This is a genomic window from Reyranella sp., assembly GCF_017305915.1.
GTDB lineage: Bacteria > Pseudomonadota > Alphaproteobacteria > Reyranellales > Reyranellaceae > Reyranella.
Genome location: NZ_JAFKJN010000013.1, coordinates 1 through 15,240, shown reverse-complemented (window position 1 = coordinate 15,240; position 15,240 = coordinate 1). Strand labels below are relative to the sequence as shown.

11 protein-coding genes are annotated in these 15,240 nt (G+C 68.8%); 4 read left to right on the top strand and 7 right to left on the bottom strand.

Going from position 1 to position 15,240, the window contains the following annotated elements:
• Nucleotides 1–8: 8 nt before the first annotated feature.
• Nucleotides 9–1,178 carry an efflux RND transporter periplasmic adaptor subunit gene (locus J0J01_RS11390; RefSeq protein ID WP_296380585.1) on the bottom strand — a complete coding sequence of 390 codons (1,170 nt, stop codon included), beginning with the start codon at nt 1,176–1,178 and terminating at the stop codon, nt 9–11.
• Entirely contained in the window at nt 1,168–4,356 is a 3,189-nt protein-coding gene (locus J0J01_RS11385; RefSeq protein WP_296380583.1) for an efflux RND transporter permease subunit, read from the bottom strand. The genes J0J01_RS11390 and J0J01_RS11385 overlap by 11 nt, the downstream gene beginning before the upstream one ends.
• Nucleotides 4,357–4,524: 168 nt before the next feature.
• On the opposite strand from J0J01_RS11385, the gene J0J01_RS11380 reads away from it, so the two are divergent.
• On the top strand, nt 4,525–6,120 hold the full coding sequence (locus tag J0J01_RS11380; RefSeq protein WP_296380581.1) for a GMC family oxidoreductase N-terminal domain-containing protein: 1,596 nt from the start codon (nt 4,525–4,527) through the stop codon (nt 6,118–6,120).
• A gap of 77 nt (nt 6,121–6,197) precedes the next feature.
• On the top strand, nt 6,198–7,037 hold the full coding sequence (locus J0J01_RS11375) for an FkbM family methyltransferase (protein WP_296380578.1): 840 nt from the start codon (nt 6,198–6,200) through the stop codon (nt 7,035–7,037).
• Here J0J01_RS11375 and J0J01_RS11370 read toward each other — a convergent pair.
• Nucleotides 6,961–8,232: a glycosyltransferase gene (locus J0J01_RS11370; protein WP_296380577.1), complete on the bottom strand. Its 1,272-nt coding sequence runs from the start codon at nt 8,230–8,232 to the stop codon at nt 6,961–6,963. The two genes, J0J01_RS11375 and J0J01_RS11370, sit on opposite strands and share 77 nt — an antisense overlap.
• Before the next feature lie 198 nt (nt 8,233–8,430).
• Here J0J01_RS11370 and J0J01_RS11365 point away from each other — a divergent pair, with 198 nt between their 5' ends.
• Nucleotides 8,431–9,873, top strand: coding sequence for a DegT/DnrJ/EryC1/StrS family aminotransferase (locus tag J0J01_RS11365; protein WP_296380575.1), 1,443 nt, complete (start codon nt 8,431–8,433; stop codon nt 9,871–9,873).
• Between the two features lie 31 nt (nt 9,874–9,904).
• Nucleotides 9,905–11,197 (top strand): hypothetical protein, encoded by a 1,293-nt coding sequence (locus tag J0J01_RS11360; RefSeq protein ID WP_296380573.1) that lies wholly within the window; start codon nt 9,905–9,907, stop codon nt 11,195–11,197.
• A gap of 273 nt (nt 11,198–11,470) precedes the next feature.
• Here J0J01_RS11360 and J0J01_RS11355 read toward each other — a convergent pair whose 3' ends face one another.
• From J0J01_RS11355 to J0J01_RS11340, 4 genes are all read right to left on the bottom strand, one after another.
• A complete protein-coding gene (locus tag J0J01_RS11355; protein ID WP_296380571.1) occupies nt 11,471–12,634 on the bottom strand; it encodes a cobalamin-independent methionine synthase II family protein in 1,164 nt (387 codons plus the stop codon).
• A 62-nt stretch (nt 12,635–12,696) separates the two neighbouring features.
• On the bottom strand, nt 12,697–13,116 hold the full coding sequence (locus J0J01_RS11350) for an acyl-CoA thioesterase (RefSeq protein ID WP_296380569.1): 420 nt from the start codon (nt 13,114–13,116) through the stop codon (nt 12,697–12,699).
• A 1-nt stretch (nt 13,117) separates the two neighbouring features.
• Nucleotides 13,118–13,531, bottom strand: coding sequence for a hotdog fold thioesterase (locus J0J01_RS11345; RefSeq protein WP_296380567.1), 414 nt, complete (start codon nt 13,529–13,531; stop codon nt 13,118–13,120).
• Complete coding sequence (locus J0J01_RS11340; RefSeq protein ID WP_296380563.1) at nt 13,528–14,961, bottom strand: indolepyruvate oxidoreductase subunit beta family protein; 1,434 nt, start codon at nt 14,959–14,961, stop codon at nt 13,528–13,530. Before J0J01_RS11340 ends, J0J01_RS11345 begins: the two co-directional genes overlap by 4 nt.
• Between the last annotated feature and the right edge of the window lie 279 nt (nt 14,962–15,240).

Sequence of the window (15,240 nt, the reverse complement as noted above, 5' to 3'; positions counted from 1 at the left end):
CGCGCATTTCACTTCCTGTTGGCAGGTGTGACGACCCGGACGGGATCGCCGTCCGACAGGCCGTCCGGCGGGCTTTCGATCAGGCGGTCGTCGCGTGTCAGCCCGGTGCCGATCTCGACCACCTGGCCGAGGTCGCGCGAGATCGTGATGGTCTTGAGCAGCACCTTGTCGTTGGCATCGAGTGTCGCCACCCGCAGCCCGTCCTTGCCGAAGATCAGCGAGCCCGCCGGGATCGCGATCGCCTGGGCGTTCTCCGGCAGCTGGATGCGGGTATTGGCAAAGGCCCCGGGCATCAGCTCGCCTGCGACGTTGTCGACCACGACCTGCATGCGGGTAGTGCCCGAGGCCGGATCGACGGCGCGCGCCGAGGCCTCGACGCGGCCGGCATAGACCTTGCCGGGGTACTCCGGGACGGCGATCTCGACCTTGGTGTCGAGCTTCACCGCCGGCACGAAATTCTGCGGCACGCTGACGGTGAGGCGCAGCTTCTGGGTGTCGGAGACCACGAACAGCGCCAGGCCCGCGCTGGAATCGGCGTTGATCAGCGCGCCGACGTCGGTGTTGCGGGTCGTGACGATGCCGTCGAACGGCGCGGTCACGCGCTTGAAATCGGACAGCACGACCAGGCGGTCGACGTTGGCCTGGGCGGCCTTGGTGAGCGCCTGCTTGACCGTGAGATCGCCGACCTTCTCGTCGACCGTCTGCTTGGAGACGGCATTGCTGCCGCCCAGCGTCCGCCAGCGCTCGGCGGTGACGATGGCAAGGGTCTCGGCCGCCTGCGCCGAGGCGAGCGCCGCCTTGGCCTGCAGCAACTGCTGGTCCAGATCGGGTGCCTCGATCTCGGCCAGCAGCTGGCCCGTCTTCACCGACGTGCCGATGTCGACATACCAGGCCTTCAGGAAGCCACTGACGCGGGCATAGATCGGCGCCCGCGAATAGGCCTCGAGGCGGCCCGGCAGCTCGAGCGACGACTTGTTGCCGCCGACGCTCGGCGCGATGACCGCGACGGTCGCGACCGACTGGGTGGCGGTCATTTCCTTGAGCCGCGCTTCGCTGGCGTTGCGGCTGCCGACCCCGTTCACGACGACGAATGCCGCCGCCAGGGCGACGATCAGGCCGACGATCATGAGGCTTCGACGCGAGACCTTGCCGCTGGGCGAGGGCGACTCAGGCTGCATGGGCGGCTCCGGGGTCATCGACGGGTGCGGCCTTGCCATGGTTGCGGTGGATGACGCTGAACACGACCGGGACGAAGATCAGGGTGGCGATCGTAGCGAAGATCAGGCCGCCGATCACAGCGCGGCCGAGTGGCGCATTCTGCTCGCCGCCCTCGCCCAGGCCGAGCGCCATCGGGGTCATACCGATGATCATGGCGAGCGCCGTCATCAGTACCGGGCGGAAGCGGACGAAGCCCGCGTCGAGCGCCGCCGCGATGGCGTCGTCCAGCTCGGCCAGCCGCTCGCGCGCGAAGCTGATCACCAGCACCGAGTTGGCAGTGGCGACGCCCATGCACATGATCGCGCCGGTCAGCGCCGGCACCGAGAGCGTAGTGTTGGTGGTGAACAGCATCCAGACGATGCCGGCTAGCGCCGCCGGCAGCGCGGTGATGATGACGAAGGGGTCGCTCCACGACTGGAAGTTCACAACGATCAGCAGGTAGATCAGCACGATCGCGCCGGCGAGGCCGAACAGCAGGCCGGAGAAGGCACTCTCCATGGTCTTGACCTGGCCCTGGACCTTGACGGCGCGGATCTTGGGGCCGGCCTGCGGCGCCAGCTCGGCCACCACCCTGCGCACGTCGGCGGCAACGGCACCGAGATCGCGGCCCTGCACCGAGGCATAGACCTGCACCACGCCCTGCAGGTCGTATTGCGACACCACGGCATTGGCAACGTCGCGGCGAATGTCGGCGAAGCCGCCCAGCACCTGCAGCGAGGTCGCGGCCGGCGCCATGATCGGCAGGTTGCTGAGCGCCGTCAGCGAATCGAGCCGGTACTGCGGCGTCTGCATGACGATGTTGTAGGTGATGCCGGTACTCTGGTTGAGCCAGTAGGTCGGCGCGACCTGACCCGAGCCCGCGAGGTTGACCACCAGCGAGTTGGTGACGTCGCGGGTGGTGAGGCCGACATACTGCGCGCGGGTGCGGTCGATATCGACGGCGAACACCGGCGCGGTGCGCGCCTGCTGGATGCGGGCATCGACGACGCCAGGGATCGTCCGGATGCGCGCCAGCAGCCGGTTGGCGTGCTCGAAGCCCTGTCCCAGGTCGGAGGTCCGTACCTGGACGTCGATCGGCGACGGCGCGCCGAAGTTCAGGATCTGGCTGATGATGTCGGCCGGCAGGAAGGAGAAGGTGAAGCCGGGAAAGCTCTCGGGCAGCCGGCGGCGCAGCTCGGCGACGTACTTGTCGGTCGGGCCGTGGCCCTCGACCAGCTTGATCTGGATGTCGCCGTCCTGCGGGCCGATCACCCCGGTGTTGTTGTAGGTGAGGTTGATGCCGCTCACCGGCATGCCGAGATTGTCGACCATCGTGGCGATCTCGCCCGACGGGATGATCTCGCGAATCGCCTTCTGGATGGCGGCGAACTGGTTGGCCGTCTCCTCGACCCGGGTGCCGACCGGGGCGCGGGCGTGCATCAGGATCTGACCGGCATCGACCGACGGGAAGAAGTTGCGGCCGAGCATCGGCGCCAGCGCGAACGAGGCCAGCACGATCGCCATGAAGCCCGCGATGAACACGCCGCGCCGGCCGAGCGCCATCGCCAGCAGGCCGCGATAGACGGCGCGGAAGCGCTCGAAGCGCGTCTCGAAGCCGCGCTGGAACAGCACCAGCGGATTGCGTGTCGCCGGCTTGTCGCCGTGCGCGTGCGCGACGTGCGGCTTCAGCAGGAAGTTCGCCATCGTCGGCACCAGGGTGCGTGACAGGATGAACGAGCAGACCATGGCGAACATCACCGCCTCGGCCATCGGCACGAACAGGAAGCGGGCGACGCCCTCGAGGAAGAACATCGGCACGAAGACAATGCAGATGCAGAGCAGCGACACGAAGGCCGGCGTCACGATCTGCCGCGCGCCGTCCATGATCGCCGTCTCGACGCCCTTGCCCTGCTCGAGATGCCAGTTGATGTTCTCGATGGTGACGGTGGCGTCGTCGACCAGGATGCCGACCGCCAGCGCCAGCCCGCCCAGGGTCATGATGTTCAGCGTCTCGCCGAACGCCGCCAGCAGCGCGATCGAGCCCAGGATGGCGAGCGGGATCGACGTCGCGATGATGACGGTCGAACGCCAGCTGCCGAGAAACAGCAGGATCATCAGGCTGGTCAGCACCGCGGCGATCACCGCCTCGATGGCGACGCCGGACACCGCGTTCTCGACGAACAGCGACTGATCGCCCAGCAGGGCGATGCCGAGGTTCTCCGGCACCGACTTGCGCAGTTCCGCGACCCTGTCCTTGATGCCCTCGATGATGGCGAGCGTCGAGGTCGCGCCGTTCTTCAGCACCGCCAGCAGCACCGAGCGGCCGCCGTCGACATGGACGATGCTCTGCTGCGGCGGGTTGCCGTCGCGCACCTGGGCCACGTCGCGCAGATAGACGACGGCGCCGTCCTTGGCGAAGACCGGCAGGTCGGCCAGCGCCTCGAAGTCCCTGGGCGTGTTGTTGAGCTTGATGGCGTATTCCAAGCCGCCGATCTTCTGCGAGCCGGCCGGCGTCAGCAGGTTCTGCGCGGCCAGCGCGTTGGCGACGTCGTTGGCCGACAGGCCGCGTGCCTGCATCGCCGCGGGATCGAGGTCGATCTGGATCTGGCGGAACTTGCCGCCGTACGGGAACGGGATCGCGGCCCCCGGCACGGTGACCAGCGGCGTGCGCACGGTGTTGATCGCGAGATCGAACACCGCCTGCTCGGACATGCCCTTGCCCGCCAGCGCGATCTGGATGATCGGCACGGTCGAGGCGTTGAAATTCAGGATCAGCGGCGGCGTGATGTTCGGCGGCATCTGCTTCAGCACGGTCTGCGAGATCGCCGTGACCTGCGCATTGGCCGTGTTGATGTCGGTGCCGGGTTGGAAGAAGACCTTGACGATGCCGACGCCGGTATAGGACGTGCCCTCGATGTGCTCGATGTCGTTGACGGTGGTGGTGAGCGAGCGCTGGAAGTTCAGCATCACCCGGCCCGACATCTCGTCGGGCGGCAGGCCGGTGTAGCTCCAGACCACGGCGATCACCGGGATGCGGATCTCGGGGAAGATGTCGACCGGCGTGCGCAGCGCCGCCAGCGGCCCGACGATCAGGATCAGCACCGCAAGCACCACGAACGTATAGGGCTTGGTCAGCGCAATACGAACGAGATGCAGCATTTCGACTGGAAATCCGCGTTACCGGGAGCCGACCCCCCACGGATCGGACGCGTCCGGCATCCGACCATGCCAAATTCCGTGTGTCGAGAAATTATATCCCCTTCTCCTTGCATGGCTCTGCGCTACGCTTGCATAGGGCGAAACGGTGCTCCGGGAGGAACCAGGCGAATGGCCGACTATGACTACATCATCGTGGGCGCGGGCTCGGCCGGCGGCGCCCTGGCCGCGCGGCTCACGGAAAATTCAGGCACGAAGGTGCTGCTTCTCGAAGCCGGGAGCGCCAGCCACCCCTATTCCCGCATGCCGCTCAGCTTCGGCCTGCTGATCGACAACCCGGCCGCCAACTGGCTCTACCAGTCCGAGCCGGAGCCCGGGACCAACAACCGGCAAATCCCGGTGCCGCGCGGTAAATTGCTCGGCGGATCGAGCTCGATCAACGGCCTGGTCTGGGTGCGCGGCCAGCCGCTCGACTACGACACCTGGGCCCAGATGGGCTGCCGCGGCTGGAGCTGGCGCGACGTGGCGCCGGTCTTCACCCGGATCGAGAACTTCGTCGATGGCGACGGCAGCAACGGCCGCGGCACCGACGGGCCGCTCAAGGTCTCGACCGTGCCCGACCAGAACCCGCTCTACGACACCCTGTTCGAGGCGGCCAAGGCGGCCGGCTACAAGCTCAACCCCGACTACAACAGCGAGGACCAAGAAGGCGTCGTGAAGACGCAGACCTCGATCTACAAAGGCCGGCGCATGAGCGTCGCCCATTGCTACATCGAGCCGGCGATGAAGCGCTCGCCCAACCTGCATGTCGTGACCAACGCGCATACGCTGCGCGTGCTGCTCGACGGCAAGCGCTGCGTCGGCGTCGAGTACGAGAAGGACGGCAAGGCGGTGCAGGCGCGCGCGAAGGAGACCATCCTCTCCGCCGGCGGGGTCGCTTCCCCGCAGATCCTGGAGCTCTCCGGCATCGGCCAGCCGGAGCTGCTGAAGCAGCACGGCATCGAGGTCAAGCACGAGCTGCCGGCGGTCGGCGAGAATTTCCGCGACCACATCAACGCCCGCATCGTCTGGCGCGTGAAGGACCCGAAGGTCTCCTACAATCACATGGCGCGCGGCTTGGGCGCGGTGACCCAGATGATGAAGTATCTCGCGACCGGCGGCGGCTTCATGAGCCTGCCCTCGGCGCCCTTGCTCGCCTTTCTGCGGACGCGGCCGGAACTGGCAACGCCCGACGTGCAGATGCACATCGTGCCCTACTCGATCAAGGACCCGAAGACCCGCAAGCTGCAGGACTTCCCGTCGATGACCGTCTCGGTCTACCAGCTGCGGCCCGAGAGCCTGGGTTCGATCCACATCCGCTCGAAGGACCCCAAGGCGCAGCCGGCGATCCGCTTCAACTTCCTCGCCGACCCGATCGACCAGGCCGCGATGTCCGAAGGCTTCCGCATGATCCGCCGGATCGTCGACGCGCCGCCGATGGACGTCTATCGCGGCGAGGAATACTCGCCCGGGCCCTCGGTCCGGAGCGACGACGAGATCCTGACCTGGATTCGCCACAACTCGCAGACCGCCTATCACCCGATCGGCACCTGCCGCATGGGCCCGGCAGGCCAGCGGACCGTGGTCGACGACAAGCTCAAGGTGCACGGCCTCGACGGGCTGCGGGTGGCCGACGCCTCGATCTTCCCGACCATGCCCTCGGGCAACACCAACGCGCCGTCGATCATGGTCGGCGAGAAGATGGCGGATATCCTGAAAGCGGCGTGATCACGCGCTGGTCACGCGATAATCGCAGGTCCGGTGCCTAGATTTGGCTTCCCGTCGGCGCAAAGGGAGGCCCCGTCATGCCCGGCCGTTCGTACGGTGATGCGCGGCAGGCCCTTCGGGCGCTCTGCCCGCAACCGCTGCTGAACTGGCGCGAGGCGCGCTTCTACGGCCGCTACGGCGAGGTCGAGCTGCACCTGCTGGAGTTCCTGTGCCGCCCCGATGTCGATGCCATCGACATCGGTGCCAACGACGGCTCCTACGTCCACTACATGCGCCGCCATGCCCGCCATGTCGTCGCCTTCGAGCCGATGCCGCCGCTGGCGCGGGCGTTGCGCCGGAAATTCCGAAGCGGCGTGACCGTCGAGCCGATCGCGCTGTCGGACCGGACCGGCTCGATCGAGCTGCGCACGCCGGTGGTCGACGGCGTGGTGGTGACGGGCTGCTCGACGGTGTCGGACGACGCCTCGGCCACCTACGCCGACTACCAGGGCATCCAGGTGCCGATGGAACGGCTCGACGACGTCTATTCGGGCCGCTGCGGCTTCATCAAGATCGACGTCGAGGGCCATCAGCAGGCGGTGCTCGAGGGCGCGGTCGAGACCATCGAGCGCTGCCAGCCACGCCTGCTGGTCGAGGTCGAGGACCGGCTGTCGCCCGGCGGCCTGGCGCCGGCCCGCGCCTATTTCGACCGGCTCGGCTATCGCGGCCTGTTCGTGCACGACGGGCAGCTGAAGCCGATCGACCAGTTCTCCGTCACGGCCATGCAGAATCCGGCCAACCTGCCGGATCTCACCGCGTCGCTGACCGAGCGGCAGCGCTTCGGCCGCTACATCTACAACTTCATCTTCCTGCCGCCGGGGGAACCGGAATCGACGGCGTCGAAGATGGCCCGGCGGCTGCGCGAGCTCGCCCACTAGCGCGCTGGCGGGGCCGCTCGAGGCTGCGGATCGTATCCACCAGATGCCGGCCGATGCGCGACCAGTCGAAGCGCATCGCGCAGGCGTCGTAGGCCTCGCGCTGGCGTCGGTTGAGCGTCACGAAATCGTCGATCAAGGCGACCACGCCCGCGGCCAGCGCGCGATGGCTGTCGAACAGCCCGACGCTCAGCCCGTCCTCCAGCGGCATGCCCGGCAGCGCCACGCGCATGGCCAGGATGGGCAGGCGGTTGAAGACGTAGTCCAAGCCCTTGAGCTTGAAGCCGCCCAGCTCGTCCGGCACCAGCGCCAGACGCGCCTTGGCGAGATAGGGCCATACGTCGTCGACCCGCCCCTCGGAGCGCACCGCCGGGAAGCGCTGGCGCAGCGACGCCAGATAGGCGGGCTCGGTCTCGCCCACCAGCTGCAGCTCGATGCCCGCCGCCGTCAGGACCGGCACCGCCTCGGCGAGGAAGCGCTCGAGGCTGATGCGCTTGGGCGGCCAGTCGAAGCTGCCGGCGATGATGGCGCGGCGCGGCACCGAGCCGTCGATCGTGCGCTCGGCCACGCGATGGCCGCCATGGCCCGGCGGCAGCAGGATCACCGGCGTCGGCGCCGCCTCGGCCGCGAAGGTGCGGGTGTCGTCGGGCGTGTTCGAGGTGACGAGATCGCAGCGCGCCATCAGCCGCCGCTCGAGGCGCACCAGCCTCAGCATGTCCCAGGCGCGATAGAGCCGCCGCGCGCCGCGGGCGACGCTGGCGATGCGGCGCGCGACGGTAGTCTCATGGTTGTGGGAGAGGTAGACGAGGCGCGCCGACGGATTCCTCTTCGCTTGGTAATGCAGTACCGCGGGCAGCGCCCACGCCGCGCAGATGCTGTCGAACACGATCGCGTCCCAGGCCCGCTCGTCGAGCGCCGCGGCGAGCGTCCGGTCCATCGCCGGCGAGATGCCGCGCTGCGCCACCTCGGGCATCGCGCGCAGCGCCCGCCGCCATGCCGGCCAGCGCGTCTCGCCGGCCAGCCGCCACGCCAGACCGGGCTGATCGCCCGGCGGATGGGGTTTTTCGGTACGGACGAGGCCGACCACGGTCAGCGCCGCGCCGGCCTCGCGCGCCGCCCGGATCAGGCCCTCGGAATAGATCAGCTGCCCGTTCGTTGCCGGTTGGGGATCGGCCAAAGTGATCCACAGACAGTCCATATGACGCTCCGCCCTAGCGAGGCCGCAAAGGATGTCGGCGGCGTCGCAGCCCGGCGAGTGACCAAGCTGGGACCATGCAACCAACCTTAGAAGCCGGGCCACAAAGTGACCACTGGCTCGGACCGGGGCGCGCCCGTTTCATTGATATTGCCGATCGTGAAGGGTGAGACGGTCGCCATAGCAGGAAGGGAGGGGTCGATGTCTTTGACAATGCCGGCAGTGCCTGCGGGTGGCGACGACTGGGCGCTGGCAGGGGACGAAGACCTCGTCTGCGATGCCTCCGACAGCCCCATGGCCGCGATCGAGAAGTGCCTCGACAATGGCGTGGGCGCCTGCCTGGTGGTCGACGGCCCGCGCTATCTCGGCCGGGTCACCCTCGGCGAGCTCGGCCACACCGCCCTCGACGGCGCGCTGCTGGCGCCGACCCTGCGGCAGCACCTGGACACCTTCGGCCGCCGCCTGGCCAACGATCCGGCCAGCACCGAGGGGCTGCAGCCCGAACTCGATGCCGGGGGCAACCTGATCGGAGTCGCGATCGACCGCAGCGCCCAGCGCATCCAGATCGCGCGGCCCGACATGTCGCATCTCGAGTTCCGTGCGCTGCTCGATGCGTTCCTCTCCTCGTGGATCTCGAGCAAGGGCCCGTACGTCGAGCGGTTCGAGACCGACTTCAGCGGCTTCGTCGGCGTCCGCCACGGCATCGCCGTCTCCAACGGCACCGTCGCGCTGCACCTCGCGCTGATGGCGCTGGGCATCGGCCCCGGCGACGAGGTGATCGTGCCCGACCTCACCTTCGCGGCGACCATCAACGCGGTGCTCTACTGCGGCGCGACGCCGGTAATCGCCGATGTCGACGCGCACACCTGGTGCCTGTCGCTCGCCACCGTCGAGCGCGCCTGCACGCCGCGCACCAAGGCGATCATCCCGGTCCATCTCTACGGCCGGCCGGCCGAGATGGGCCCGATCGCAGCCTTCGCCGCGCGCCACGGCATCGCCATCGTCGAGGACTGCGCCGAGGCGCACGGCGCGCGCTACGCCGGCCGGCCGGTCGGCGGGTTCGGCGACGTTGCCTGCTTCTCCTTCTTCGCCAACAAGATCGTGACCAGCGGCGAAGGCGGCATGTGCCTCACCAATTCCGCCGATCTCGCCGGCACGATGCGCGTGCTGCGCGACCACGGCATGACGCCCGGCCGCTCCTACTGGCACGAGCGGGTCGGCTTCAACTACCGCATCACCAACCTGCAGGCCGCGGTCGGCCACGCCCAGCTCGGGCGCGTGCGCCAGACCCTGCGGCGCAACGCCGACATCGTCGAGATGTACCGCGTCGCGCTCGGCGGCATCCCGGGCGTGCGCTTCCCGCCCGACATGGACGCCATCTACTCGCCCGTGGTGTGGCTCGCGTCGGTGCTGGTGCCGGCCGAACGGCGCGTCGCGCTGTTCGAGGCGGCGGCCCGCGCCGACATCGAGCTGCGGCCGTTCTTCCATTCGCTGTCGACCCTGCCGCCCTACCAGCCGTGGGCGCGGCCTTGCCCGGTCAGCCTGGCGCTCAGCGCCAGCGGCGTGAACTTGCCGACGTCGCGGCTGGTCGACGCCGACGCCGTCGATCGCGTAGCCGAGGTGTTCCGTAATGTCCTGGCCTGATCCCGTGCGTCATGCGTCCATCCTGTCGACAGTGATCATCGGCGGCGGCCCGGGCGGGCTGGGGCCGTTGCTCTGGGCGGCCCAGAACGACCGCCTGCCCGGCTGGCTCGAGAAGGGCGTGATCCTGCTCGAGCGCGGCGGCCGGCTCGGCGGCAGCCTCGGCCGCTACGGCATCAACTCCGATTCGCTGGGCGGCTCCTACCTCGAATGCCTGGCGCCCGACGTCATCCCCGACCCGATGCGCCGCCTGCGCGACGACGGGGTGACCGCCGACATGGCGCTCTACCGCGACGCCTATCCGCCGCTGCCGCTGGTCGACCGCTACATGGGCCGCATCGGCCAGGCGATCACGGAGATCGTCGCCCGCCATCCCGCGTCGGAGATCCGCCTGCGCACCGAGGCGCGCTCGGTGCATCTGCGGCCCGACGGGCTGGTGGCGGTGGTCGCCAGCAGCCGCGACGGCCCGGCCCACACGCTGATCGCCCGCGCCGCGGTGGTCGCGGTTGGCGGCCGCCAGACCTGGCGCGACCAGACCCTGGCGCCCGGCTTTCCCATCGCCGACTGCCGGGCGCGGCTGATGCCGTCGAACGAGCTGTTGAGCCATGAGGGGCTCGCCGAAGCCAACGAGATCCTGCGCACCGCCGGCGACCGCCGCGTCGTCATCGTCGGCGGCTCGCACAGCGCCTACGCCGTGGCCTGGGCGCTGCTCGAGCTGCGCGGTGCCCGGCAGCTCGGCGACGGCCAGCTCGTCATCCTGCAGCGCCGGCCGCCGCGCGTCTTCTATCCCGACAAGGCGGCTGCCGAGGTCGACGATTACCCGGTCGATCCTGGCGACATCTGCCCGCGCACCGGTAGGGTCAATCGCATGGGCGGCCTGCGCGGCCACGGTCGCGACATCTGGCGGCGCATCATGGCCCGCCCCGGCGTCACAGCCGAGACGCGCATCGCCATCCTCGACATGGCCGACTTGGGCGACGCCGACTTGCGTACGCTGATCGACGAGGCGGCGTTGGTGGCGCCCTGCCTCGGCTATCGCTCGGCGACGATCCCGATCATCGACGAGCACGGCCGGCGGCTGGCGCTGCGCGCCGACGCCGACGGCGACTCGGTGGGCGACGACTGCCGGCTGGTGCTGGCCGACGGCACTGCTCTGCCCAACGTCTACGGCATCGGCCTGGGCACCGGCTTCCGGCCGACCCTGGCGATGGGCTGCGAGCCCAACTTCAGCGGCCAGGCCAATAGTTTGTGGCTCTACCAGAACGACATCGGCGGCACGATCTACCGCGGCATCCACGAGAAGAAGGCGGCGCTGGCCGCTGCCTAGTCGTCCGCCTGCGAATCCGCGTACTCCCGGACGCCTCCGATGCCGATGCCATAAGGGTTTTCGGCGAGAATCCGGGAATCCGGCCCCACCCCCCAGGCCGGACACGTCCGGACGCATGCGGACGCCGCGGACGCCAGGCTGCAAATTGTTCTAGAGCATATTCCGTTCGGCTGGAATCAGCCGAACGGAATATGCCTGCTGCAACAACAACGCCCGTGCGCGCATTTCCGGGCAGATGGAACCGCGAGCGGTTCCATCTGCCCGGAAATCGCTCTAGGCGCGGCCCCACAGCCGGCGGGTGGCGATGTCGGCGCCTTCGCGGGCCGCCTTGAGCTTGGCCCACACCACGTCGGAGGCGACCAGCTCGTAGCCGGCGAAGGTGCCGAAGCCGCAGTCGCTGGAAGCGATCACCCGCTCGCGGTCGCCGACCGCGTCGACCGCCTCGCAGATCCGGTTGGCCACCACCTCGGGATGCTCGACGAAGTTGGTCGTGGTGTCGATCACGCCCGGGATCAGCATGAACTCGGCCGGCAGCTTGTGCTTCTTGAGCGCGGCGTATTCGTGCTGGTGGCGCGGATTGGCGAACTCGATCGACAGCGCGCCGACCTTGGCCGAGTAGAGCACCGGCAGGACCTCGCGCATCGGGATGTCGTGCACGTGCGGGCCCTCGTTGTTGCCCCAGCAGCAGTGCAGCCGCACCCGTTCGCGCGGGATGCCGGCCAGCGCCTCGTTGAGCGCCGCGACGTGCATCTCGGCGATCGCCACGAACTCGGCGTTGGTCTTGTCCTGGAACAGCACGGTGCGCTCCAGCGCGAGGTCGGGCGCATCGATCTGCAGGATGAAGTCGCGGGCGATCAGCTCGTATTCCTTCCTCATCTGGCGAGCGAGTGCGAAGACATAGGCCTCGTGCGTGTCGTAATGCGCGTTGAGCATGGTGGTGGCGATGATACCGGGCGCCGCCGCGGTCATGAACGTCTCGACCGGCGGTGCGCTGAGCTCCTTCAACGACGCCTTGAACAGCCGGATCTCCTCCTCGGCCGGCCCGAGGTCCTCGTAGACCACGTCGGCCACCGCCTGCGGGGCGTTGGTCACCTTGCTGCGCCGGGGCATGCGCGTTGCCATGAACTCGGCGTAGCCCGGGAAGTCGGTCCAGTCGCGCGAGCGGGGGCGCTTGGACTCGCCGCCGAAGCCCTTCATGCGCTGCGGCACGTAGGTCTGGAAGCCGACCCGCGGCTGCTCGCCGTCATTGATCACGTCGACGCCGCAGGCCATCTGCTGCTTCACCACCTGCCGCACCGCCCGCTCACCGAGCCGCTTGAGCTCGGCCTGGTCGACTTTCTCGCCGGCCTCGTCGCGAATCAGCAGGTCCGACAGCACGGGATCGCGCGGCAGGCTGCCGACGTGGGTGGTGAGTATCCGATCCTCGCTGCGACGCATGACTGTCCTCCGTATTCGACCTCCTCCCTATTCATATGGGGAGGAATGCAACGGCACCTACTCTATCCTCCCAAACGGCGTTTGAAGTCTTCCGGGATGGCGACCGGCTTGAGCGAGCGGGCGTCGCCTTCCTTCTTCGCCCAGATGCGGGTCTCGCTGCCCTCGGCCGCGATCTCGCCCGCCGCGTTGCGGAAGACGTGGCGGATGGTGAAGGAGCTGCGGCCGAACCGCTCGACGTGGCTTTCGACCACCAGCGTCTCGCCGTGCTGCGAGGCGCGCTTGAAGGCGCATTCGGCGGCGACCAGGGGCGTGCCTTCCTTCCACTGGCCGCTGCTCACGTCGTCGCGCTTCAGGCCGGCGGCGAGGAACAGCCGGTAGGTCGCCTGGTCGCACCAGCGGAAATACGACGGGTAGTAGACGATCCCGGCGGGATCGCAGTCGCCCCATTCGACGGTCACCTCGTGGCGGCTGGCGAGCGGCATGTCAGACCTCGAGCGGCGTGCCGTTGGCGAAAGCGGTGCCGGTCAGCCCGGCCACCAACTTGCCGTCGCCGCGCACCACGTCGACGCGATAGTGCGCCAGCTTCGACGAGCGCGAGATCTCTACCGCCGTCGCCGTCAGCACCTCGCCTGCCTTCACCGCGCGATTGTAGATCATGTGCGAATCGATGCTGAACGCCGCCACCCCGCGCGAGTTCGAGGCGAAGCCGAACGCGGCATCGGCCAGCGTGAAGGTGAGGCCGCCGTGGCAGGCACCGAGGAAGTTGAGATGGCGCTCGGCCACCTTCACCTGCGTCACCGCGCGGCCGATCGAGGACTCGACCAGCTCGATGCCGAGATCGGCGCAGAAGGCATCGCGGCGGGCGAGCGCCACCAGGTCGATCTCGGCCTCGGTCATGCCGCGATCGCCGCCAGGGTGCGGTCGAGCGCACCGCCGTCGGGATCGGCCAGCGCCGCCACGCGCGCATTGGCCACCGCGTCGGCGGCCTTCGCGGCCGGCATGCGACCGGCCAGCGCCGGCGCGATGATCTCGTCGGCGATGCGCCGGTAGTTGCCCAGCCCGCGCTTGTGGGTGTCACCGTAGCCCTTGATCAGCCGCGCCGACTCGGCGATCTCGCGCGCCAACTCGAGGCTGAGCGCCTGCGCATCGCGGACCTGGCCGAGCCAGCGCTCGATCTCGGCCTGCTCCTCGGCATAACGCCAGGTGTGCGGCCGCCACCAGCGCAGGCCGGCCAGCAGGCGCAGCCGAAGGAAGCCCCAGACCGTCGTGCTGCGCACGTGCATCGAGAAGTGGAACGGCTTCCGCGCCAGCAGCCAGCGCGCCAGCACCGGCGGCAGCATCGCGGCGATCTCCTCGTTGCCCGGCTTGAAATGCTCGGTGATCTCGACCGGCTCGTGCGGCTTGGCCCGCACTTCGGCGCGCACCCGCTCCAGCCGCTCGCGCGAGGTCTTGGCCTGGGCGACGCGGATCACGTCCTCGTAGGACATGCGCACGGCGAGATGGCGCGCCACCTCGCGCACGATCGCGGCGTCGATGCCGGCGAGCCGGTCGAGGAACAGCGCGGCGTAGCGGCGGTCTTGATAGCTGGCGAGCCGTCGAATGCCCTCCTCCACCACGTCGAGGCTCGCAGCCGGAAAGCTCTGGCGTGCGCGCTCGATCAGGTCCTCGACGCCCTGCGCCGCGGTCTGGCGCTTGCGATGCTCGCGCACCGCCTGATCGAGCTCGCCTCGGGCGTGGCCGCGGCCGAAAGCGAAGGCGGCGAGGTTCGTATCGACCGCCTTGCCGCCCTCGCGGATCGCCAGATCGAAGGCTGAATCGGCGATCGGCAGCTTGCCCGAGCCCGCAAGTGCGCCCAGCAGCACGGCGTTGATCACGCCGCCGCTCTCCTCCGCCGCCTGGTCCATGTCGAACAGGATCTGCGACTGGCTGCGTTCCTTCACGGCGCGCAGCAGGCGGCCGACATCGAAGCTGCCGTCGCCCATCGCCGCGCGCTCGGCGATCGCCAGCACGCGATGGGTCGAAGCGATCAAGGTCGTGCGGTCGGGCGTCACGAAGCCGTTGAAGATCATGCGGCCGGCTTCGAGCAGCTCGGTCGCCAGCGCCACGTCGACCTCGCCGATTGCCGGATTGAGCGCCAGGACCGAATCGCGCGGGCCCTTGGTCACTTCGAGATAGTAGGTCGTGGCACCGGTACGCTGCGCGACGCCCGGAATCTGCGTCGCCTGCACGCCCAGCCCCTGGCTGTGCGCGGCCGCGATGATCCAGTCGCACAGCACGCCGCCGCCGTCGCCGCCCAGCGCGCCGACCAGGATGGTGATGGGTTTCATGCGCTGATCTTTATTCCTCCCCATTCATATGGGGAGGTGTCGGCGTCATACGCCGACGGAGGGGTCATGAGTCGCAGCGAGTTGCTGCTCATGACCCCTCCGCCCGCGGAGACGCGGGCACCTCCCCATATGAATGGCTGTCGCATTCACACATCTTTGTTGCGGGGTGTTGTGAAGCTCGATTCTCTGTCTGGAGGGTAGCAGGCGGAGAGGTCGATGAGCGGTATGGAATACGGGCTGGGCGGGTTTGGCGACCGGCGCCTGGAAAAAGGGGGGCCT